The organism is Paenibacillus sp. FSL R5-0527, from assembly GCF_038008055.1.
GTDB lineage: Bacteria > Bacillota > Bacilli > Paenibacillales > Paenibacillaceae > Fontibacillus > Fontibacillus macerans.
Genome location: NZ_JBBOYI010000001.1, coordinates 3951439 through 3972531 on the forward strand (window position 1 = coordinate 3951439; position 21093 = coordinate 3972531).

The 21093-nt window shown below is 53.4% G+C and carries 18 protein-coding genes and 2 pseudogenes; 13 read left to right on the forward strand and 7 right to left on the reverse strand.

Annotated elements, in window-relative coordinates; genetic code table 11:
• Positions 1–128: 128 nt before the first annotated feature.
• Positions 129–1073, reverse strand: a complete 945-nt coding sequence (locus NYE69_RS17335) for a GNAT family N-acetyltransferase (protein ID WP_340927190.1) — start codon at positions 1071–1073, stop codon at positions 129–131.
• A 185-nt stretch (positions 1074–1258) separates the two neighbouring features.
• Here NYE69_RS17335 and NYE69_RS17340 point away from each other — a divergent pair, with 185 nt between their 5' ends.
• A complete protein-coding gene (locus NYE69_RS17340; RefSeq protein ID WP_340927191.1) occupies positions 1259–2038 on the forward strand; it encodes an ABC transporter ATP-binding protein in 780 nt (259 codons plus the stop codon).
• A gap of 8 nt (positions 2039–2046) precedes the next feature.
• On the opposite strand, the gene NYE69_RS17345 is transcribed toward NYE69_RS17340, so the two are convergent.
• From NYE69_RS17345 to NYE69_RS17360, 4 genes are read right to left on the reverse strand one after another with little or no spacing between them, the layout of a single operon-like run.
• Positions 2047–3153 carry a GerAB/ArcD/ProY family transporter gene (locus tag NYE69_RS17345; RefSeq protein WP_340927193.1) on the reverse strand — a complete coding sequence of 369 codons (1107 nt, stop codon included), beginning with the start codon at positions 3151–3153 and terminating at the stop codon, positions 2047–2049.
• 21 nt (positions 3154–3174) lie between these two features.
• Positions 3175–3393 (reverse strand): hypothetical protein, encoded by a 219-nt coding sequence (locus NYE69_RS17350; RefSeq protein ID WP_340927194.1) that lies wholly within the window; start codon positions 3391–3393, stop codon positions 3175–3177.
• A 12-nt stretch (positions 3394–3405) separates the two neighbouring features.
• The gene (locus tag NYE69_RS17355) at positions 3406–4590 is read right to left on the reverse strand and encodes a Ger(x)C family spore germination protein (RefSeq protein WP_340927195.1); all 1185 of its coding nucleotides are present in this window, start codon (positions 4588–4590) and stop codon (positions 3406–3408) included.
• A gap of 6 nt (positions 4591–4596) precedes the next feature.
• Entirely contained in the window at positions 4597–6192 is a 1596-nt protein-coding gene (locus NYE69_RS17360) for a spore germination protein (protein WP_340927196.1), read from the reverse strand.
• A gap of 179 nt (positions 6193–6371) precedes the next feature.
• Here NYE69_RS17360 and NYE69_RS17365 point away from each other — a divergent pair, with 179 nt between their 5' ends.
• The 5 genes from NYE69_RS17365 to NYE69_RS17385 all read left to right on the forward strand — a co-directional run bounded on the left by NYE69_RS17365 (position 6372) and on the right by NYE69_RS17385 (position 11523).
• Positions 6372–7949, forward strand: a complete 1578-nt coding sequence (locus tag NYE69_RS17365; protein WP_340927197.1) for a spore germination protein — start codon at positions 6372–6374, stop codon at positions 7947–7949.
• Positions 7946–9052 (forward strand): GerAB/ArcD/ProY family transporter, encoded by a 1107-nt coding sequence (locus tag NYE69_RS17370; RefSeq protein ID WP_340927198.1) that lies wholly within the window; start codon positions 7946–7948, stop codon positions 9050–9052. Before NYE69_RS17365 ends, NYE69_RS17370 begins: the two co-directional genes overlap by 4 nt.
• Positions 9045–10217, forward strand: a complete 1173-nt coding sequence (locus tag NYE69_RS17375; protein WP_340927199.1) for a Ger(x)C family spore germination protein — start codon at positions 9045–9047, stop codon at positions 10215–10217. Before NYE69_RS17370 ends, NYE69_RS17375 begins: the two co-directional genes overlap by 8 nt.
• Before the next feature lie 16 nt (positions 10218–10233).
• Positions 10234–10380 (forward strand): hypothetical protein, encoded by a 147-nt coding sequence (locus NYE69_RS17380; protein WP_328271790.1) that lies wholly within the window; start codon positions 10234–10236, stop codon positions 10378–10380.
• Between the two features lie 120 nt (positions 10381–10500).
• The gene (locus tag NYE69_RS17385) at positions 10501–11523 is read left to right on the forward strand and encodes an HD-GYP domain-containing protein (RefSeq protein WP_340927200.1); all 1023 of its coding nucleotides are present in this window, start codon (positions 10501–10503) and stop codon (positions 11521–11523) included.
• Positions 11524–11587: 64 nt separating this feature from the next.
• Here NYE69_RS17385 and NYE69_RS17390 read toward each other — a convergent pair whose 3' ends face one another.
• Complete coding sequence (locus NYE69_RS17390) at positions 11588–12283, reverse strand: L,D-transpeptidase family protein (protein ID WP_328271792.1); 696 nt, start codon at positions 12281–12283, stop codon at positions 11588–11590.
• 289 nt (positions 12284–12572) lie between these two features.
• Between NYE69_RS17390 and NYE69_RS17395 the strand changes: the two genes are divergently transcribed.
• Both NYE69_RS17395 and NYE69_RS17400 read left to right on the forward strand, forming a co-directional pair.
• Positions 12573–13604, forward strand: coding sequence for a nitroreductase family protein (locus NYE69_RS17395; RefSeq protein WP_340927201.1), 1032 nt, complete (start codon positions 12573–12575; stop codon positions 13602–13604).
• A gap of 1139 nt (positions 13605–14743) precedes the next feature.
• Positions 14744–15454 carry a FadR/GntR family transcriptional regulator gene (locus NYE69_RS17400; protein WP_328271795.1) on the forward strand — a complete coding sequence of 237 codons (711 nt, stop codon included), beginning with the start codon at positions 14744–14746 and terminating at the stop codon, positions 15452–15454.
• 14 nt (positions 15455–15468) lie between these two features.
• Here NYE69_RS17400 and NYE69_RS17405 read toward each other — a convergent pair.
• A pseudogene (locus NYE69_RS17405) lies at positions 15469–16585 on the reverse strand (hypothetical protein).
• Positions 16586–16727: 142 nt separating this feature from the next.
• On the opposite strand from NYE69_RS17405, the gene NYE69_RS17410 reads away from it, so the two are divergent.
• The 5 genes and pseudogenes from NYE69_RS17410 to ybaK all read left to right on the forward strand — a co-directional run bounded on the left by NYE69_RS17410 (position 16728) and on the right by ybaK (position 21060).
• Complete coding sequence (locus NYE69_RS17410; protein ID WP_340927202.1) at positions 16728–17612, forward strand: fumarylacetoacetate hydrolase family protein; 885 nt, start codon at positions 16728–16730, stop codon at positions 17610–17612.
• Between the two features lie 18 nt (positions 17613–17630).
• Positions 17631–18218 carry a nitroreductase family protein gene (locus NYE69_RS17415; RefSeq protein WP_328273358.1) on the forward strand — a complete coding sequence of 196 codons (588 nt, stop codon included), beginning with the start codon at positions 17631–17633 and terminating at the stop codon, positions 18216–18218.
• A 609-nt stretch (positions 18219–18827) separates the two neighbouring features.
• Positions 18828–19742, forward strand: coding sequence for an IS1595 family transposase (locus NYE69_RS17420; protein WP_340927203.1), 915 nt, complete (start codon positions 18828–18830; stop codon positions 19740–19742).
• 366 nt (positions 19743–20108) lie between these two features.
• Positions 20109–20486: pseudogene (locus NYE69_RS17425) on the forward strand (MepB family protein); the annotation flags it as partial.
• 82 nt (positions 20487–20568) lie between these two features.
• Positions 20569–21060 (forward strand): Cys-tRNA(Pro) deacylase, encoded by a 492-nt coding sequence (gene ybaK, locus NYE69_RS17430; RefSeq protein ID WP_340927204.1) that lies wholly within the window; start codon positions 20569–20571, stop codon positions 21058–21060.
• The last annotated feature ends 33 nt before the right edge of the window (positions 21061–21093 follow it).

Genomic DNA, 21093 nt, shown 5'->3' on the forward strand with positions numbered 1-21093 from the left:
CAGTGGCAGACCGCGACAGACAGTGGCAGACCGCGATAGACAGTGGCAGACCGCGACAGACAGGCATAGTACCTCATCAAAAAACCGCCAGAGCTAATTGCTTTGGCGGCTTTTCAGACTTCAGCGATTTACGATCGCTCGTATTCGTAATAATCCTGGGACCGCTGAACGCGGAAGCCGACGTTTTCGTAGAGCTTTTTGGCGTTTGGGTTATCCAGGGCGACCTCAAGCCAAACATCGTAACCGGCAGCCCGTTCCCGCTTGATGACGTGGCGCAGGGCTGCGCTGCCGATGCCTTGGCCGCGCAGCCTCGCGTCGACGACGAAACCGTAAATCCACGCTTCCCCTTCATGGCGGGAAACCCGGATTTTCCCGGCCGGTTCTCCGCCCAGCAAAATCAGCTCGTTTTGGGCCAATTCCGCGGGGGACATTTCCTTATAAAAGCGCCGTGCCTCTTCCGGCTCCATCTTGAACCCTTCGCTATCGAGCTGCTGTAATACCGCTTTATCGGCTTCTCCGGCCGGTGCGAGCGAGATCGAGACATCATCGGCTTCTCCGGCCGGGGCAAGCGAGATCAAGACATCATCGGCTTTTTCGGCTTCTCCGGCCGACATAAGCGAGATCGAGACGACGCCGTCGTCATTGGTACGAGCGGCGTGTTCCCCGGCAAATCCGGGGGCTTCCAGCTTCATTTGATACTCGCTGAACGCAAAGCTGCAGCGCACACTGTCCAGGAACCGCTTGCCGGTTTGCGAATCGCCCGGGGCATTGAGCAAAATTTTCGCGTGGGCTCGCCGTGTCGGTGCATCCAGGGCCCGCTCCAGCAAACCGGTAAAAATCCCCTGCCGGCGGTAATCCGGATGTACCATGCCGCAAATCTCCAGGCTGCCGCCAAACGAATATTTTCCGAGAAAAGCCACAAGCTTCCCGTCCCTGAAATCGGCCAAGTGCACACCGTCGTCTTCTTTGCCGGCAAGCAGGGTGTCCCAGTTCAGCTTTAAAGAAATGCCGTCCCGCTGCTCGACGTTTTTTTGCAGCGCCGCAACATCGTCCCAAGTAAATGTATGAGTCAAATGGTATCTCACTTCCCTTCGCTAGTATTCTAGCTGATTTCAGCAAAATAGGCACGAACTAATGCCGAATTTTCATGCGCCGGCAAATCCCTATTCTGCAGCCGTCCGCCGGCGCGTAGCTTGACAAACCTTGCGTGCGGGAGTAGCTTGAGAGTACTGTAAACCTACTCGGGAGGAACTCATGTATGAACTCGATTATCGAAATGAAGCAAGTGACCTGGCAGCGGGAAGGGAAGACGATTTTGAACGGGGTGGATTGGACGATCCGCGCGGGCGAGCATTGGGCTCTGCTGGGCTTAAACGGTTCCGGGAAAACGACGCTGCTTAATATGATCAGCGGTTACCTGTGGCCGTCGTCGGGAACAATCAGCGTTTTGGGACACCGGTTTGGCGAAGTCGATCTCAGAGAGCTGCGCAAATCGATCGGATGGGTGAGCTCTTCGCTGCAGGAGAAGTTGCACGGCGGACAAAAAGCCGAGGACCTGGTCGTCAGCGGCAAATACGCCTCAATCGGTCTGTACGACAAGCCCGGAGCCGAGGATTACGACCGCGCCGCGGCATTGATGGAACAGCTCCGCTGCCGCCATCTGCAGGGCCGCGCCTACCAGACCTGCTCCCAAGGCGAGCAGCAAAAGCTGCTCATCGCCCGGGCGCTGATGGCTTCGCCCAAGCTGCTGATTTTGGATGAAGCGACGAATGGACTCGACTTTATTTCCAAGGAGGGACTGCTGGAGAGCATCGCGCAATTGGCCGCCGAACCGCAGGCGCCGCATATGCTGTATGTGACGCATCATACGGAGGAAATTTTGCCGATCTTCAGCAAAACCTTGCTGTTGCGGCGGGGCGAAGTGTTTAAGCAAGGGAACAGCCGGGACGTGTTGACCGAGCCCCTTTTGTCCGACTTTTTTGAAATTCCGGTCAGCTTGAACTGGAACCAGGAGCGGGCATGGTTGTCGAGAAAATAGAAGCCGGGTTAAGGCCCTTCGGCTTTTGCTTTCTTGAACGAGCCGCGCGCGATGCCCGCCACCCAATAGATCAACGGAATCAGAAATTCGGCAAAGATCATCAGCGCGGGCCAGTCATCGGACAGAAAACGAGTTAACTCGGGCGGGGTTCTTACGATGCATATGGAGAACACCAAAATAAAGGCGACCATAGGCAGTGTAAAGGGCTTATGGTCATTCACGCGGGTCAACTGTGACAGGCAGGTTACCGCCGTAAAGACAATAAACGAGATTTTAACGAAAATGCTCGTCAGCCAAAGAATAATCAGAATCGGGTCCATCGTGTCAATGAACGACCCGACCCGGATGAAGCGCACCAACTCCATATCGGGGTATATCAGATTGGCCCCCAGACTCGGGCCAAAGGTAAGCAGGACGGGGATAACATGCGTAATAATGATCGCAAGCGACGTACAGGTGACGAAAAAATAGGTCCGGTAAACTTTTTTTGGTTTTCGCAAATAAGGAAACAGCAAAAACAGGAAGGCCAGCTCACCAAAAATGGACACGGTCTCATAGATGCCGTCCCACAAATCCTTTAATGTTAAATGGGTCGCCAGTGCGATGAACATGTCCACCTCCATTTCCTGAAACCCGATCAGCGGGATGGACAGGAAGGCCAGCGCGGTGACGAGGAATATTCCTTCGGCTGCAAGGAAAATCGTATATAATCCGCAGCGCACGGCATAAGCGACGCAAATGCCAAAGATGCCCACAACGGCCCAACCGGGAGTGTCGATCAAATACTCGGAAAGCAAATAGTCGGCTAGTTCCCTCAGACTGAGCGCAGCGAGAAGGATATGGACCAGCACGATGTAAAGGATGAAGCAGTAATGCAAAGGCCGGCCGACAAGCTCGCCGCCATATTGCACGAGGAATTCGCCGGGACGCGAAGCCCCGACCTTATAGGCAGGGTATACCAGCACCAGCGCCAGAAGGCCTCCAATCAAAGTGGCAACGGGAGTGGAGTACTTGCTGCCCGCGATCATAATCCCGATGAAAAAAGCGATGACGGTGGTGAAAATTTGTAAATTATAAAGTGAATAAACTTGAGAAGAGGTTACGTTTTTTAGCATGAGATTAGCCCCCTGTAGCGATTATCCAAACATCCAATGTTGGATGGACTCACTGACATATTGAATAAACATCGGCACATTCCAACGTTCTTTCAACAGAAACAACACTTCTGCGCAAGCGAAAAAACAAAGCGATATGAGCAGCACAAGCAGGCGGGTTTTAAGCTTTACCTGCTTTTTGCGCTGCCCAAACCAATCGAACAGCATAATAATCACATATATCGTTCCGATCCAGATCATCGCGTTTCCTCACTATATATGGGTTTCTTGAACCACCGAACGGTACACACCGCCGGTGCGGTTCAGCATGATTTTGACTTTAACCTCGATAGGCAGTTCTTCCGCGTAATAGTTTTTCCACTGCGGCCGCATGCTTCGCCATATTTTCGGGTATCTCCAATCGAGATATTGGCTCATTAGAAACGCATCGGAACGGGCTTTACGCGTTTTTTCGAGCACCTTATTCAACCGTTCTTCCACATCTTTTTGCAAAATGACTTCCAATTGTTGAACGACGGCCGGATCCTTCAAGTCGATTTCCGACATAGAGGTCTGCACGAAAGCTCTCGCGCTGCTGGTAATTTGAAAAGAGACGTTCCCGTTTTTGACGTTAGGCTTGATGCTTGTTTTGATCCCTTCGATGAAACAGCTGATTTCTTTGCCGTCGCTTGGGGAAGCGATGGTGATGGTGGTCGTGCTGAGCTGTGAGCTGATCCAGAGTGCGCCTCTTAAATCTTTAACGGAAAGCACCGTTTTCGTCATTTTTCCGCCGCTGAAAATCGCTGCGCCTCCCGTACCCATCCAGCGGTCTTTTTTAGGATCCTCCACGGCGACCTCGGGCTGCTGCCCAAAAGTCAGCAAAGGAATAAGAATGTCTCCGCCCTGGTACAACGCGAGCTTATAGTCCTTGACCGTGGTATCTAAGGTGAAATGGTTGTTGATGTATTTTCGCAAAATATCGCCGATGACTCTTTCAAACACCAACTGAATTCGCGTGATCTCCGTTACTTTATTGGGCGTTACGAACAGATTGGCGCTCAGGCGAAAGGAGGGCTGGCGGAAAACGAACTCCACGACCCTGTCGAGTCCTTGTTCCGCAAGTCTCCTGCCGACGATGATGGAGCGCGTTTGGCCGAAGGAAATATTTCGCGAAAGATCGACCTGAATCAACCGCAACGCCTGGCTGATATTGTTTGCCCGTTTGGTGACAAAAGTGTACGGACTGCCTGTGGGTTGTCCCGATCCGCCGGCTTGCGCCGGGATCATGCGGTTGGGCAGCGGAAACCCGATGGACAGCTCGATCTCTCCGTCTTCGGTCAAATCGATGAGAACGGCATTCGCAAACGCGCGATTGTTCAGCTCTTGTGAAGACCAGCAACCGCCAACGCCTGTCAAAAGCAGGACCGCCAGCGCGGCGGTATATATCGCTCTGCGCATTTTTGTTCACTCCAGTTCACTTTTTTCCGTCTCCCAGCCGCGGGAATTGTTTTTTTGCCGAATTTCTAGATCCGCGATTTGAACGGGCCGTTTGTACATTTTCCACCAGGGCACTCTGAGGAGCGTATCGGCCAGATCTTCGGTAACCAGCGGTGCGATGGACGACATGTACGGAATGCCGAAGGATCGCAGGTTCACCAAATGAATGTAGATCAGGATCATCCCGCAAGCGATGCCGTAAAGCCCGAACAACGAGGCCAGGATCATGATGGGGAACCTAAGCAGCCGGAAAGAGAGCCCCAGGTCAAAGTGCGGAATGATAAAAGAAGCGATCCCGGTAAGAGAGACGATAATGACCATGGCCGCGGAGGCGATGCCTGCTTGTACGGCGGCGGTGCCGATGATCAGCGCCCCGATAATGGATACGGCTTGCCCGATCGATTTCGGGATTCGGATCGAAGCTTCGCGCAACGCTTCAAAGGCCAGTTCCATCGCAAATGCTTCGAGCAGCGCCGGGAAGGGGACGATCTCCCGGGAGGAGGCGACGGCAATCAGCAGCTGGGCCGGGATCATCTCCGGGTGGAACGTCGTAATGGCAATATACAGCGACGGAAGCAGCAAAGATACCAGTACGAAAAAATAACGGATCCAGCGAATCCAGGTCGCCGCCACATACCGTTGGTAATAGTCTTCGGCCGATTGCAGCAGCATCGGGAACGTGACCGGGGCCATCAGCACCATGGGCGACCCGTTGACGAGAATCGCGATCCTGCCTTCGAGCAACGCGGCGCTGACGACATCGGGCCTCTCCGTGTATTGCAATTGCGGGAAGGGAGAGTAGGGGTTGTCTTCTATACATTCCTCCACATAGGAAGAACTGAGCACACCGTCCATTTTGAGATACGACAGGCGCCGCTGCACTTCTTTGATCAGTTCGGGTTTGCATAAGCCCTCAACGTAAGCAAGCACGATATCGGTTTGCGTGTACCGCCCCGTAGTGACAGCCTGCGTTTTGAAATTTTTGTGTTTGATCCGTCTGCGCAGCAAGGTCAGATTTTTCTCCAGATCCTCGATAAATGCTTCCCGCGGCCCGCGGATGACCGATTCATTGGGCGTTTCCTCAATGGAACGGGTGGGGTATGAGGAGATGGAAAAGGTCAGCATCCGCGCATCTCCATCGATCAAAAGCAGAGCCCCGGCGTCCAGGACGGCATTTATGCCTTGGTTCAGATCACGGATAACACTGGTTTGGGAAACGGTGAGGCCTTCGTCCTCGAACAGGAATTGATAGATGTTCCTGTCCTGCAATTGCGCGGATTCCCGCTGCAGGCTTCTGACAATGTAGTGCTGGGCCGTTTCCTGGGCAATCATGCCGCGGACGTAGATGAGCGCGCAGCGTTGGCCGGTACTGATCACGAACTCACGGTAGATAATATCCGAGCTGTTTTTCAGCTCTTCCTTAAGCCAGGCGAGCCGGATCGCCAGACTGCCGGTTAAAGCCATCCCGTTCGTTGCCGGCCCGCCTTGATCTCTTGCCGGATTTCCGGCGGCTTTTCCGTTCCCGGCGTGAATTGTGCGCAGGAATTTTCTCCAAAACGGCATGGATGTTTCCTCCTTCCTAAAGCCGGATTTTGCCTATTAAGATTTGCTTGAGAAAGGAAAAATATTCTGACCATGCGAGTCCCGCGGCGCTTTTTGAGGGATTAATTTCGGAGCAACATGGCAATAAAGGGTAACAAACATATTTTCAGTCAACTAGAGATGTGAGGATGATAGCCGGCATGCCTAGATTTATGTTCAGAAAGCCCATCAAGAAATTAAGTCCGTACAAGAAAAATGAATCCCCTCCGGAAGGCGATGCCTGGTCTTCTCTTTCCCGCAAAGCTGCGGAGACGGTCGATCATATTACCAAGAGGCTAAACTCCCCGGGCGATTTGGTCAGCCGATTTTTCGCCATGGGGGATGAAGGGAAGCAGTGCGCGATTCTGTGCATCGCGGGACTGTCGGATGCGGCGATGATCAACGAACAGATTGTGCCAGGGCTGCAGCGGGCCATTACGGCCGCCAGGCGGAAGAAGGAGACCTCCGCCGATCGATTGTTCGGGCTCTTGGAAAATGAATTTTTATCGGTTCTTAAATATACGAAAACCGCTTCTCTGCACGAAATAATGGCTGCGGTATTATCCGGGGACACCGCGCTCCTCATTGACGGCTCGGACCAGGCGCTGCTCATCGGCAGCAGGAAATGGACCGGGAGGAGCGTCGAAGAGCCCCAGACGGAAGCGCTGGTGCGCGGCCCGCGCGAAGGGTTTAACGAAAGCCTTGAAACCAATATCATTTTGATCCGCAAAAACATTCGCGATCCGCATCTGCGCTTTGATTCGTACCGGATCGGCGAGCGCGCGCAAAAGGAAATGATGCTTGTTTATATCGACGGAATCGTTCATCCGGAAATTCTGCAAGAAGCGAAGCGAAGGGTCTCCACGATCCGGATTGACGATGTTCCGGAAAGCGGTACGATCGAACAATGGATCGAGGACAGCTTCCTGTCGCCTTTCCCGCAAATCCTGCATACGGAGAGGCCCGACAAGGTCGCCGCCGCCATTTTGCAGGGAAAAGTGATCATTTTGCTCGACGGTACGCCGTTTGCCCTGATTTTGCCGACTACTTTCGTTTCCTTGATTCAATCGCCGGAGGACTACTATGAACGTTGGCAGATCGGCACGCTGATCCGCACTTTGCGGTATGTGGCCGTCGGGATTTCGTTAATTTTACCGTCCTTATACATTGCGCTGGTGTCGTTCCATCAGGGCATGATTCCGTCCAAGCTGGCTTTCTCGATCGCCGCCGCCCGGGAAGGCGTTCCGTTTCCGGCCGTCGTCGAGGCTTTTCTTATGGAATTGACGCTGGAGCTGCTGCGTGAAGCCGGGGTTCGCCTGCCCAAACCGATCGGGCAAACGATCGGCATTGTCGGCGGCTTGGTTATCGGAGACGCAGCTGTTCAGGCGGGTATTGTCAGCCCGATTATGGTCATCGTGGTCGCGGTCACGGCGGTTTCTTCCTTCGCCATTCCGTCTTACAGCGCAGGGATCGCCTTTCGGATGCTGCGGTTCGTCACCATGATCGCCGCGGCGCTGTTCGGACTCTACGGGATCGTCTTATCGCTGATTATGCTCAGCATCCATTTGTCCCGGCTGCAAAGCTTCGGCATTCCTTACCTGACCCCGATCGCGCCAAGCTTTACGCAGGATTGGCAGGATCTCATCGTCCGTTCGCCGCTGATGATGTTGTCGAAACGGCCCCAATTTATGCAAACCTTGGACGAGGAGCGGATAAGCAAAGAAGGGACCGGCAAATGAAGCATTTCGAATACGGGGATCGCGAAGTGGGAACCCTCGAAGTCTTTGCTTCGGTTGCCAATATGGTCATCGGCTTCGGCGTGTTGATGCTGCCGCGGTCGATCGTGGAAATTACGAAGTCCGTCGACGGGTGGATCTCGATCGTGATCGGCGGCGCCTGCGCGCTAACGTTCACCTGGATTTTGAGCAAGCTGATTTCGCGTTTTCCGAAACAAAACGTTTATAGCATCGCCGCCGTGCTCCTGGGCAGGCCTGCCGCCGTTTTCGTCACTTTGCTGTTTGCGCTCTACATGCTGTTGTTTACCGGCTATGAGACCCGCGGAGTCGCCACCATCTCGCGCATTTATTTGTTTGACCGGACTCCGATCGAGGTCATCAGTCTCGTATTCCTGCTCGTGCTCGTTTATGGCGTGGCCGGGCCGAGCGCGGCCTTGCTCCGGCTCAACCTGATCTTTTTGCCGATCGTCGTGCTGCTTCTCACGGCGCTCATTCTGATGAATATCGGCTTCTTCGAATTCCGGAATCTTAAGCCTTTTTTTGCCGCGGATTGGCGCGATGTCCTTTACGCTTCCAAAGAGTCGGTGTTTTCGTTTATGGGCTTCGACATCCTGTTGTTTTACAACGCGTTTATCAATCGTCCGCTAAAAATCGCCAAAGCCGCGTCGCTTGGCCTGCTGCTGCCTTTTTTCCTGTATCTGCTCGTCTTCGTGTTCACGATCGGCGTGTTTGGCGTGGACGTGACGGGCAGCGTGCTTTACCCTACCGCGGAATTGGCCAAGGAGGTCCAAGTTCCCGGCGGTTTTTTCGAGCGCTTCGAATCGATTTTCTTTTCGGTGTGGGTGATGACTTTGTTCAGTACGGCGGCTATGGCGTTTGACGTTTCGCTGCTGGCGCTGGAGTCCGTTTTCAAAAAAGCGAATCGTTTTACGCTGATATTGTGGCTAACCCCGGTCATTTACCTGGCCGGGATGCAGCCGCAAAATTTGCTGGAAATCAGGATTTTCGGCGAGTGGATCAGCTATGCGGGGATCGGATTCGGCATGGTTGTGCCGACGCTGCTGCTGCTGCTTTCCCTGCTGCGGAGGAGGAAGAAAAGTGCGTAGATGGGGCTCGTTAACGGGTCTTTTGCTCTGCTTGGCTCTCTTTGCAACCGGATGTTGGGACAGGGTAGAGATCGAGGAGCGGGGGTTCGTCGTCGGGGCGGGGATCGACGTTGCCGGCGAGGACGACGCCGACAAGTACATCCTGACGTTTCAATTCGTTATTCCCGGCGGTCTTCAGGGGAATGGGGGCGGGGAGAAAGACGGCGGAAAAAGCGGGAACGAAGCCTACTTTAACCTGTCATCCTCGGGCAATACGATGTTCAGAGCGGCCCGGGACATGTCGTACCGGACAAGCCGCAGCCCTTACCTGCAGCACATCCGCATGATCATTATTTCCGACAGGATGGCCAGGGAGGCGGAATTTTCCAAAGCGCTCGATCTGTTTCTGCGCGACCATGAAATGAGAAGGGCTACCAAAATTATGGTGGCCGAAGGCGACGCTCGCGCTATGATGAACATTAAGCCGAAAAACGAAAGGCTCCCGATCGCGTATTTCGAATCGGTGGCGCAAAACCCTACGAAAAGCTCGAGAATCTATCCGCCGACCAGCATTGGAGAAATGCAGGCGTTCATCATCGCCAAACAAAGCTTTGCGCTGCCGCGCATGCAAAAAAACGGGGACAAGGTGTCGGTTTCCGGCGCCGCCGTGTTTAACGGGGAAACCTTAAGCCTCCAAGGCTATTTAAATGACGACGAAACGTCCGGGCTGAACGTGTTGAGAGGAACCGCGCAGGACGGGGTGCTGGAGTTTAAGCTTGACAATGATTACGTGGCTTATGAAATCAAGGGCTCCCGGCGCCGAATTTATGCGGACGTCTCCAACCCGGAGCATATTCGCTTCAGAATTCAGGTCAATATGGAAGGGAATGTCGGGGAGACGCAGGAACGGCTTGATTTAATGAACCCGGCCCAGCTTGCCGGGATCGAAGGGAAAGCGGCTGAGCGGTTGACCGCCATGATGAAGGGAACGCTGGAAAAAGTTCAGCTCGAATATAAGTCTGATGTCATCGGTCTTGGGACCTATTTAAAGCAGGAGTATCCCGCGGCGTGGAAAAAGATCCAAAACGATTGGGACCGGGGGGAAAATTACTTTTCACAGGCCGATATCGAGCTGGAAGCACGGGTCAAAGTGCGGATTTTCGGTTCGACGATCGAGACGAAATAGAGAAGGGGAAATGAACATGCAACATTTTGTGCTGGACCGTTTGCCGTCTGTCCATGTATGGGTCTGCGCAGCTCTCTCGGCCGCGATTCCCTGGGGAGTTTATGTCGTCAACCGGGCGTTTCACCGCTACGGGGATCCCCCCTGGAAAAAGGAACGGCCGTAGCGGTATCGTCTTATAAATCCCTCCTAAAGCACTATTTATGAAACGTTATTCACGAACGATATTAAAGTTAATTGAGTTTAAATACTCGGCGTTTCATGAGCGGGGAAAGGAGGGGAAAAATTGAGAATCCACGTTATGGAGCTTCTGGAAGGAGACCGGCTCAGAACGGATGTGTTTAACCGGGCCGGACTGCATGTTCTTCCCAAAGGAACGAGCATTCGCACCGAGGAAATCGCGCTTCTGATCCGCCAAAGCATCGACTATGTCGATATCGAGCTGCGAGACAACGAAGCGTCCGAGTCCGAGCGGATCAGGGACAATTTCGATTTTACGCTGAAAGGCTTCCAATCGATATTTCTGGAGGCGCTGACGACGGGCAAGTTCAACCAATCGCTTGTCGATCAGCACTTGGAGCCGATGCTCGAGGTGCTTGACCGCAATAAAGATGTCGTTTCGCTGCTTATCGCTTTTGCCGAAGACGATGTCAATATCTATAACCACTCTTTGCAGGTGGGGCTATTATCCTATTACATAGCAACCTGGCTCGGTTATTCCGCCGAAGAATGCCACGAGATCAGCAAAGCGGGGTATTTGCACGATATCGGCAAAAGCCGGATCAGGCAGTCGCTCCGCAACCGCGAGCACGAACTGGAGGGTGAAGAGCTGGAGGAATTGCAGCGCCACACGTCCTACGGCTATGAAATTATCCTGAATTCGACGGGCGAAGAGAAGACGGCTTTGGTGGCGCTTCAGCATCATGAGCGGGAAGACGGCTCGGGTTATCCGCAAGGCCTTGGCAAAGCGGAAATTCATCCGTACGCGGAAATCGTCGCCGTGGCCGACGTGTTCGTCGGGATGACGGAGCCCAACGGAAGCCATTCGCGGCAAGATCTTCTGACCGTGCTGCGCAAAACTTACGAGCTTGGTTTCGGCAAGCTGAACGAAAAAGCGGTGCAGGCGTTGACCCGCCATCTGCTTCCTAATTTCATCGGCAAGAAAGCCCGGCTGAGCAACGGGGAAACGGTCACGATCGTATGGAACAATCCGGCGGATATTTTCAAGCCGCTGGTCCGGATCGATGAGGAGCGTTTCCGCGATTTATCGAAAGAACGGAAGATCGAGCTGGAGCAGGTCTTTATTTAACAAAACATAATTGCAAAGGCCGCCCTGGTATGCCAGCGGGGGCCTTTTTTCACGGTTGTCCCCCTTATTCCCACAGCCCCAAAGCTTCGTAAACCTTCCTGGAAACAACGCCGTTTTGTATCAAGCGATGATCCCGCTGGAACCGTTTCAAGGCCGCCGTTGTGTCGGCGCGGAACCGGCCGTTGCATACCCCTTGGAAATAGCCGGCGCTTTTCAAGCGGGATTGAATCAACTGCACGTCTCCCCCTACGTCGCCTTCCGCCAAATCCCGCGGATTTTCCGAGACATCTCCGAGAAGATGGCCGTATATGGTAACCTTGGTCCCGACCGGGACTAGATCGTAAAGCTCGATCACGTCTCTATTGCGCATCCGGATACAGCCGTGGCTGAGGTGGCGGCCGATGGAGTCGGGGCGGTTCGTGCCATGGATTCCATAGTATCCCCAAGGAACGTTAAGCCCGAGCCACCTCGGGCCGAATGCCGGACCCCAATTCTTGCCTTTATACGTCACCAGGTATTCGCCGACAGGCGTCGGGGTAGACGGATTGCCCACAGCAACGGGGTAAGTTTTATATTTGTGGCCTTGGATTTTGACGATTAACCGATGCTCCCGGGGATATATCTCGAGCGAATAGATCCCCTCCTCCTTGATGATGGGAAGCGCGGGATCGGCCCCGGCGGGCCCGGCATGGCAAGCTCCCGTAAATCCAAGCAGCCACGTTAAAATTGCCGCCCGGATGAACAATGTTTTATTTTTCATCGTTTTTATTCACCATTCATTTTGATAAAAAAACCGTTAGTAGTGTTAGCGGGGATCGCCGGGATTATGCGCGTCTTCCGAAGCAAAGGGAAGGATAACCGCCGGCTGTCCGGCAGGCCATCCGCTCTCTATTTTGCCGAACCAAGAAAATTGTGATATTTTAGTTTATGGGGAAATAATATTTTTTTACCTGACTATATCTAGGATTAATCCAGGTTTTTAGACAGTTTATTAAGTTTATTTTGATTATTTTGTTAATTAGTAAACAAAAAAAGAAAGGGGTATGACTATGATTTCTTCAAAAACGATCCGGGAGCGCAGAACGATCCGGAATTTCAATGTCTCTCCGGTATCCCGGGAACTTGTGGAGTCCCTATTAAACCAGGCAGCGGGTTTGTATGAAACACATGGCACTCCGCGGTGGCGCTGCATTTACATCGGAACGCCGGAGTCGCGCCGGCATTTGGCGGAGACCATGCTGGCCAAGGCGAAAGAGAGCAGGTTCGGCAAGCTGATTCCTTCCAAAATGCTGGATATTCTGAGCAGGAGGGTGGCGGATATCCCGGGGCACCTGATCGTAATGGCGGAATCCGGAGCCAATGAGCGGGAAAGCGACGAAAATTTCGCGGCCGCCTGCGGCGTCATGCAAAACTTTCAATTGCTGGGCTGGGAGCGCGGTTTGGGCATGTTATGGGATACGGACCCGCTATTTCAAAGCGAACTGTTTTTTAAGGAAATAGGGTTGCGGGAAGGGGAAAGATTCGCAGGCATTTTACATATGGGTTATTTCGATAAGGCTCCAAGGGCCCGGAAAAGAACGCCGGCGGAGCAGAAGTGGACCGCCCTCCTTGGCGGCGCGCCTCATGAGAGGGGGCTGCAACCCCCGATTTCCGAACAAAACGTTCTGGAATTGCTGAACGATGCCGTTTGGGCGCCGAATGACCGGTTAAGAGAGCCTTGGCGGTTTATTTTTGCGACCGGCGGTATGAATGAGGCCCATGCACAAACGGTTGTTCCGCGCACAATGCCGGCCCGCCTGCTCGTCGTGGTGAAAGAAGAGCCGGACCCGCACAAACGGGAAGAGGATTTTGCCGCGGCGTGCTGTCTGGTGCAGAACTTTCAACTGCTGGCCAAAGCGAAAAATTGGGGCGTACGCCGAACCAGGCCCGAGTGGATCTACGACCCGGAGCGGCGCCGGGGCTTTGGCGTAAAACCGCTGGAGCGGATTGCGGCGGTGCTGGAGCTGGGGATAACTGGAGGGATACCGCAAGCTCCAGCTGCCGCCGATCCTGTAGAGATTCGGTTTGAATTGCCGGGATAAAGCTGAAGCCGAAGGCTAACGGACCTGAACGACCTTATTTGCCTGAAAAGACACCATTTTTATTTCTAACGGACAGGAGAACAGTTATTTGCCCGAAAATGGCCGGATACGTGCACCTAATGGCGAATAAGGTCTGTGGTGTCCGTTACATTTCAAAAAATGCAGATTCCGGCGAAATAATGGCGCTGTGGTCCGTTAGGCTTGGCTTTATGGTAGCACTTAACCCCGTTGTATTCGTTTTCCGAGCAAAACAAGCAGCCAGATGACCCCAGCGCCAAGTATCATGTGGCCCAGTCCGGCGATATAGGGCAGGGCTGATGTGAGTGGTTGAGGTGGCTGTCTATAGCGTTCGTGTCTTGGTGTCTCTGCATGCTCCCTTGCACGCTTATCCCTTTCGTTCAGGAGGGGGAGGGGGGCTAATGTACGGGATAAAGAAAAAAGAGATAAGGAAAAAGTGGTGAGAGAGGCGTGGGAATCGCTGAAGAGTACGTATGTAGCCTTGGGACTGAAGCATCTGCGGGCGTACCTAAACGAGTATACCGGGTACCTGCCCGGAGCGGAAGAAACGATGCGGCAGAAGTTGCTGCGCATGTGTGGCGATTCCGGTGATCTCTTACCGCCGACTGATCGCGCGCCAACCGAACCAGCCCCTTGCGGCTGCAGCTTGATAGAAATGCTTGAACGTGCTGCAAACGGATTCAGGCAAGCGGCAAGATCACGATCTTTTCATTTTTCCCGGTGTCTTGCCCCGTCCCTCCCGTCAGGACAGCTTCACTTCTTCTAAATCTGCCCCTTACTCATAAATCCGTCTAAAAATCTCGAACATGTCTGCTTCCCCCAAATATATCTCCTTCTCCTGAATTTATCTTCTTCTCTGCTTCATGATCAAACGGGATAATCGTGCAAAGCGTCTGGACAGCGGATGTTGATCCGCCGACCAACCCATCGGCCCTCCCTGTCCTTACGCTTTCAACGCTCTTCCGGCATTTCTTGCCACGATTTATGGCATCTTTAAATTAATCATGTCATCAGATGAATTTAAAAATTAAAATAAATCTACCATAATTTACGATAATTGTATAGACTGTTATTTAGCAAGCATTTCGGAGAACAAGTCAGTTTTGGAGAGGGAAATAAATATGGATTTAGGTCGAAAAAATTACAATATTATGATTGAAGAACTACAGCGGATTATTGAAAATGGGCTTGTGAAGCCCGGCGAAAAGCTGGACACGATCGAAAACTTGGCAAAGCGTTATCACGTCGGCCGCTCCACCGTCCGCGAAGCGATCAGCCATCTGAAAGCCCGTGGGCTGATCGAAACGAGGCAAGGCGGGGGGACTTATGTCAGAGCCCAGGCGCTCGAGACGATGGAAGCCCGGCAAACCGCGAATCGTCAGGAACTGATCCAGTTGCTGCAGGTACGGAAAATCCTCGAAATCGGGTGCATTGAGCTGGCTGCCGAGCACCGGCGTGAAGCGGACCTAAGCGAGCTTGCCCGGATTGTGAGCCAAATGGAAGAAGCGATCGGCAATGAGGAAATCAGCCGGGTGCATGACGCCAATTTCCATTTCGCGATCGCCAAAGCAACGCAAAATCCGCTGCTGCAGCAAATGATGGAGAGCATTTCGGTGATGATGATGCGAGCGATCCGGGACAGCAGGAGCTTGTGGTTGTTCAGCGAAAAAGAGTCGGCGCACCGCCTGTTCCAGGAGCATTATCAAATGCTCCTGACGATTCGGGACCAGGACCGGCGCGGGGCGGCCGACATTATGAGCACCCATCTGGACAGGGTTGGAGGCGCGCTGATCGGGGCTTCGGCCGCGCCTGAAGCGAAAGAAGCCGACTGAACGCAGCCGATCAGCTAACCGTTCGCTGCTGCGGCCTCCAGTTGCAGCACCGCATAAGTGACTTCGGCACCGTTGACGAGCAGGGCGATCCGGTGCGCGCCGGGATAGTGGCGGCGGGTCGTAAGATCCGCCCAGCTGTGGCGCCGGGCTCCGCTGACGGCGCCGCCGCCGGGGACGGTTTTGTCCGCCAGCAGGAACAGCTTGCGTGATGTTTTGCCCCCGGCTTTGACGAAGTCGATGCCGTATTCGACGCGTACCTTCACCGGCTCGCCTTCGCGCACGGTCAACTCGTAGCGGAGCTCGCAGCTGTCGCCGATGCGGAGCGCGGCCGGTTCCACCGTGAGCGACGCCGACGAGACCACCGGCTTGGCGGCCGACGGCGCGGCGTAACCAAACAGCTCCAGCGCTGCGGGGCCGCCTTTGCGGATCAGCGTGCGGCAGCCATGGCGCACGATCCAGTCGGTGTAGGGGTGCGCCGCGCCTTTCCAGCGCCGGGCAAGTTCGAGCACGAGCTCCGGGTGGTCCTTGGCGATGTCGTTCAGGTTGTTGGCCACGCTTTTGCGCACGTACAGGCTGGGGTCCGCCTTAAGCGTCTCCAGGATCGGGAGGATCGGGATCGCGCTTGAACATCGGCAGCGCTTGGCCCCAGGGCAGGCGGGGCCGGCAGCCTTCGCTGGCGAGGCGGCGCACATGCTCATCCTCATGCTGAGACCACGCCGCCATCTGCCCCATCATCCGCTCTGGATTGCGCAGCAGGAATGAGCGGACGGCAAATTCGGCCGACGATTTCGGCGTGAACCGCTCCAGCGCCCGCATGGCCAAAGGCCAATCCTCTTCCGCGCTGCCGTATACCTCCACGAAATCCGGGAAAAACAGGTAGGGGAAGCCGACGCACGATTCGTCGATGGCAAACAGCACGGACACGGCTTCCTCAAAACGGGCCGGCAGCTGGTTGCCCAGGGTCAGCGAAATCCTCCGCATTCTGGCTTTCAGTTCCAGAGCATCCCACGTCTCATCCATCGTATTGGCCACGAATTTCTCCGGATCGAACGGAGCGTACGCCGCGTGAACTTTTTCGCCAAATTCCCGCAAAAACGCTTCATTATAAATTGATTTTAATGTATCAGCCATGAGTTAATCTCCGTTCTTCCTTGAATACTGGAAAAATATTTCTGTCTGGATTAATATTAATGTATCAGTATAGCCTTGTCTACAACGTGCAGCAAGGCCGGAGAGGCCTGAATCGCGTCTGCACAAATACGGAGGACGTTACATGAAATTGCTGCATTTCAGGAACGGCGGCGGGTTATGCATCGGCTGGAAAACGGAAGATGCCGTCTATAATTTAAGCGGTTTTGCCGCTAAAGAAGGCTTGCCATTCCCCGATTCGCTGGATTTGCTTATCCGTTCCGGAAGCGAAGGGACAGAGCAATTAGCCGCAGTTCTGAGAGCGGTGAACGGGAAGGACAAACAAAGCGATTTTAGCGTCGACGAGGATGAAATTGAGTTTGCGCCCGTCGTGCTGAATCCGGAGAAAATATTGTGCGTGGGCCTGAACTATCTGTCCCATGTCAAAGAGTCCAACATGGCGGTTCCGGATTCGCCCGTGCTGTTCAGTAAATTCAACAACGCCTTGGCCGGTCACAAGCAGGACATCGTCCTGCCGGCAACGGCGCAGCAAGTGGACTATGAAGCCGAGCTTGTCATCATTATAGGTAAAGAGGTGCGCAATGTCTCCAAAGCGGATGCGTTATCCTATGTTTACGGGTACACCGCCGGAAACGATATTTCCGCCCGCGACCTGCAAATGAAAACGAGCCAATGGCTGCTGGGCAAAACGCTGGATTCCTTCGCGCCCGTCGGACCGTATCTTGTCACCGGCGATGAATTGGACCCGGCGCATTTATCCATCGAATGCAGAGTGAACGGAGAGTTAAGGCAGTCCGGCAATACGGAAAATATGATATTCGGCTGCGCTGAGTTAATCAGCTACATATCCCGGTACATCACGTTAATGCCGGGCGATTGTATTTTTACCGGAACGCCCGAAGGCGTCATCCTCGGCGATCCGCCGGACCGCCAGACCTGGCTGAAGTCCGGAGATGAGCTGGAAGTGACGATTGAAGGCATCGGACGGTTAAAAAACAAACTAGTTTAAACTTAAGGAGTGTTCAAAATGGCTAACGCCGCAGATCTGCGCAAACCTGGTTTTGAAGTATCCTCTCAATTTATCAATCGTTGGTCGCCGCGGTCTTTTTTGGAAAAAGAAATCCCCGAGGATGTCCTGTTTAGCCTGTTTGAGGCGGCGCGTTGGGCTCCCTCGGCATCGAACGTGCAGCCATGGCGGTTTGTTATCGCCCGCACGCCGGAGGACCGCGAGAAATTCCATTCTTTTATTTTGCCTGGAAACCTCGTATGGTGCACAAAAGCCCCTGTCCTGGCCGTCATCCTGTCCCAAACGGCGACCGAGCGCGGAGCCAACGGGTGGCATGCTTTTGATGCGGGCGCCGCTTGGGGGTATCTTGCTTTAGAAGCCCATAACAAAGGTTTGATCACCCATGCGATGGGCGGTTTTGATCAAGAGAAAGCCCGCGAAGTGCTGAATGTGCCTGACGATTATGCGATTCAAGCCGTGATCGCCATCGGCTATCAAGGCGAAAAAGAAGTGCTTCCGGACAACCTGCAAGAGCGCGAACAGCCGAACGACCGCCGTCCGTTGAAGGAGTCCCTGTTTGAAGGTTCCTTCGGGAAGGATGCGCTTTAATTCTGGCAAATTAAACGATATAGAAAACACACCTTATTGGGGGTGTGTTTTTCTATTAGGCCCTGTTAAAAACGTTTTGAAGGTGTGACTACTAAATAACTCAACTTTCGCAGCAAAAAATCGGCAGACAAGCCTTGATGTAGCTGGGTAAAGCAGCAACCCATTGCTGGAGTTGACGCTGAATCAAAGACGGGCAGTTGAGGAAGCGTCAACGATATAGAGGCGTCACGATCCACCAAGGCCAGCGCATCTACCTTTTGCACCGTAGCCGTTTCGAGCAGTGTCACAAGTCGACGCCAGGTGAGGGGCTGTTTAAAGGGGCTGCTTAAAGGGGCTGTTTAAAGGGACTGTCTAAAGGGTTCGTGTCGTGGTGTCCCTGCCTGTTGCCTGCCTTAGCACGATTATCCCCATCATTCAGGAGCGGGGAGCAGAGAGTGGGGCTAGAGCAAGTCAAGGGTTCCAAAAAAAGAGAAGAAAAAACACAAAAAAGATGAGGAAAAAATGAGGCGGTTCAGGTGAGATTTTCGGCTTGATAAGGGAACGCACGTTTGGTATAATGAAATAAATGGAACTTATGTTCGTATATTCTTGATTCGGGGGCGAGTAAACATGGAGGTCAATACGGGAACGGAACTTCAGCCATTCAGCAGCCGTTTTAACAGCGAGCAGGACTGCATGGAGGCGCTGATCGCGATGAAGTGGCCAAGCGGCTTTGTCTGCCTGCGCTGCGCTCACACCCGGTGCAGTCGCCTGACTTCCCGGCACATCCCCTTATTCGAGTGCGGAAAGTGCAAGCATCAAACATCGCCTTTGGTCGGCACGATTTTTGAAGGAACGCATCTCCCCCTGCTCAAGTGGTTCAAGGCCCTGGATTTATTCCTGCTTGAGGGCGGCATCTCGGCGCTGCGGCTGCGCCAGGTGATCCGGGTCGCCTACAAGACCGCCTGGTCAATGTTGCACCGAATACGCCATGCCGTGGGGGAGTTCCATGCCCGGGAGCTGCTCTCTGGAGACGTGAAGGTGAACAGCGATCAGTATGGGCGTAACCCGTCCCGATGTCAGCTTTCGCATCCGTACGCCTCGGCGGTCGTAGCCGGCTGCACGGTCACGGAGTCGGGCGAGCCGGAGCACGTCAAAATCCGCCTGGTGCCATATAAGCGGGGAAGCGAAGAAAGGGCAAACCGTCACGATCTAACCGCGTTTATTGGCGGGCATGTGGATGTCCATACATCGGTGGTGCAGTCGTTCCCTCAGGCCTTTCGGCTGTATACGCCCTTGCGGAAAGTGGTGAGAGAGGCGTGGGAATCGCTGAAAAGTACGTATGGAGCCTTGGGACTGAAGCATCTGCAGGCGTACCTGAACGAATACACCGGGCGCCGCCGGCTGCGCCTGTCCAGAGGACTGCCTGGAGCGGAAGAAACGATGCGGCAGAAGTTGCTGCAGATTTGTGTGGCGATACCGGCGATCCCTTACCGCCGGCTGATCGCACGCCAACCAAACCAGCCCCTTACGGCTGCGGCCTGATCGTGGCGCTTGAAAAGATGAGGGGAGTTTGATGCGGATCAACTTAATGGGTACGGGTTAGTATGAACTGTGTCGGCGTTGCTGCAGACGGGAGGGTTTAGGCTACAGCAAAATCACGGTCTTTTCGTTTCCTTCGCGTCTTGTCCTTGATCTTCTGTCTTGATCTCTTGCCCGGTCTGTTTCACCTCCCCTAAACCTGGTCCCTTCTCCTAAGCCCGTCTAAATTATCTCAAACCTATCTGCTTCTACACCAAATATTTTCTTCTCCCGAGCTTGCCTGTTTCTCTGCTACCTGATCAAACGGGATAATCGTGCAAAGCGCCCGGACAGTAAGTGTTGATCTGGCAGTTGATTTAGGTCGGGCTGATGGTCTATAACAATGAAACACCACTTCTGTCTGATCGTAGAAGTATGTTTCAACTAAATTCAAAATCGGTCAGATTTAGAGTCGCAAAAATAACACCTAACAAGATAGGGCAGTTTGTTGCTTTTTGGGAAAAAGATGGAGATCATAAAAACCAAGCCTTTTCATATGAAAAGGCTACTGATTTATCGGTTATCAATACTTTTACTAGTAATAATAATTTTGGACAATTCGTTTTTCCAAAAGAAGTTCTTGTAAAACAAAATATCCTTAAAACAGCCACTACAAAAGGAAAAATGGCTATTAGAGTATACCCTGGATGGGAAAATCCCACTAGCAAACAAGCTATCGAAACACAAAAATGGCAGTTAGCATATTTTGGATCGTTACCTGTTTATCGGCGTCTAAGGGTGGTAGGATATATAGTTAAGACAGAAAACGAGAAAAAGGAGTGGCAAAAGTATGGCAGACGTCAAAACGAACGGCTTGCGATTGCTCAATAAATCCAAAACGCCATACAAAGTTTACGCGTACGACCCGGAAGATGGACAGATTCACGGGACCGCAGTCGCGGACAAAATCGGCAAGCCGCCGGAGAAGGTCTATAAAACGCTGGTCGCCCATCAAGGGACGGCGATTTTTGTGTTCATCATCCCGGTCGCCGCAGAGCTCGATTTAAAAAAGGCGGCCAAAGCCGCCGGGGTCAAAAAGGTGGAGATGCTGCCGCTAAAGGACCTGCAGCAGCGGACCGGTTACGTGCGCGGAGGCTGTTCGCCGGTAGGGATGAAGAAGCTGTATCCCACCTTCCTGGACAGCTCGGCCGAAAGCCTGGATACCATGCTGGTCAGCGCCGGCAAAATCGGGCTGCAGATGGAACTGGATCCGCATTCGCTGGCCGAGCAGGTGAACGGTAGGTTTGTTCCGCTGGTCCGGGAGGAGGAAGAGGTTAGCTGACATTTTCCTGCGCTTGTCCTTGTTAAAATGTCT

Bases quoted from the DNA above. Each gene is read 5' to 3' on its own strand.
- NYE69_RS17340 (WP_340927191.1), top strand. From the start codon at position 1,259: ATGAACTCGATTATCGAAATGAAGCAAGTGACCTGGCAGCGGGAAGGG.
- NYE69_RS17345 (WP_340927193.1), bottom strand. From the start codon at position 3,153: ATGCTAAAAAACGTAACCTCTTCTCAAGTTTATTCACTTTATAATTTA.
- NYE69_RS17350 (WP_340927194.1), bottom strand. From the start codon at position 3,393: ATGATCTGGATCGGAACGATATATGTGATTATTATGCTGTTCGATTGG.
- NYE69_RS17355 (WP_340927195.1), bottom strand. From the start codon at position 4,590: ATGCGCAGAGCGATATATACCGCCGCGCTGGCGGTCCTGCTTTTGACA.
- NYE69_RS17360 (WP_340927196.1), bottom strand. From the start codon at position 6,192: ATGCCGTTTTGGAGAAAATTCCTGCGCACAATTCACGCCGGGAACGGA.
- NYE69_RS17365 (WP_340927197.1), top strand. From the start codon at position 6,372: ATGCCTAGATTTATGTTCAGAAAGCCCATCAAGAAATTAAGTCCGTAC.
- NYE69_RS17370 (WP_340927198.1), top strand. From the start codon at position 7,946: ATGAAGCATTTCGAATACGGGGATCGCGAAGTGGGAACCCTCGAAGTC.
- NYE69_RS17380 (WP_328271790.1), top strand. From the start codon at position 10,234: ATGCAACATTTTGTGCTGGACCGTTTGCCGTCTGTCCATGTATGGGTC.
- NYE69_RS17390 (WP_328271792.1), bottom strand. From the start codon at position 12,283: ATGAAAAATAAAACATTGTTCATCCGGGCGGCAATTTTAACGTGGCTG.
- NYE69_RS17395 (WP_340927201.1), top strand. From the start codon at position 12,573: ATGATTTCTTCAAAAACGATCCGGGAGCGCAGAACGATCCGGAATTTC.
- NYE69_RS17400 (WP_328271795.1), top strand. From the start codon at position 14,744: ATGGATTTAGGTCGAAAAAATTACAATATTATGATTGAAGAACTACAG.
- NYE69_RS17410 (WP_340927202.1), top strand. From the start codon at position 16,728: ATGAAATTGCTGCATTTCAGGAACGGCGGCGGGTTATGCATCGGCTGG.
- NYE69_RS17415 (WP_328273358.1), top strand. From the start codon at position 17,631: ATGGCTAACGCCGCAGATCTGCGCAAACCTGGTTTTGAAGTATCCTCT.
- NYE69_RS17420 (WP_340927203.1), top strand. From the start codon at position 18,828: ATGGAGGTCAATACGGGAACGGAACTTCAGCCATTCAGCAGCCGTTTT.
- ybaK (WP_340927204.1), top strand. From the start codon at position 20,569: ATGGCAGACGTCAAAACGAACGGCTTGCGATTGCTCAATAAATCCAAA.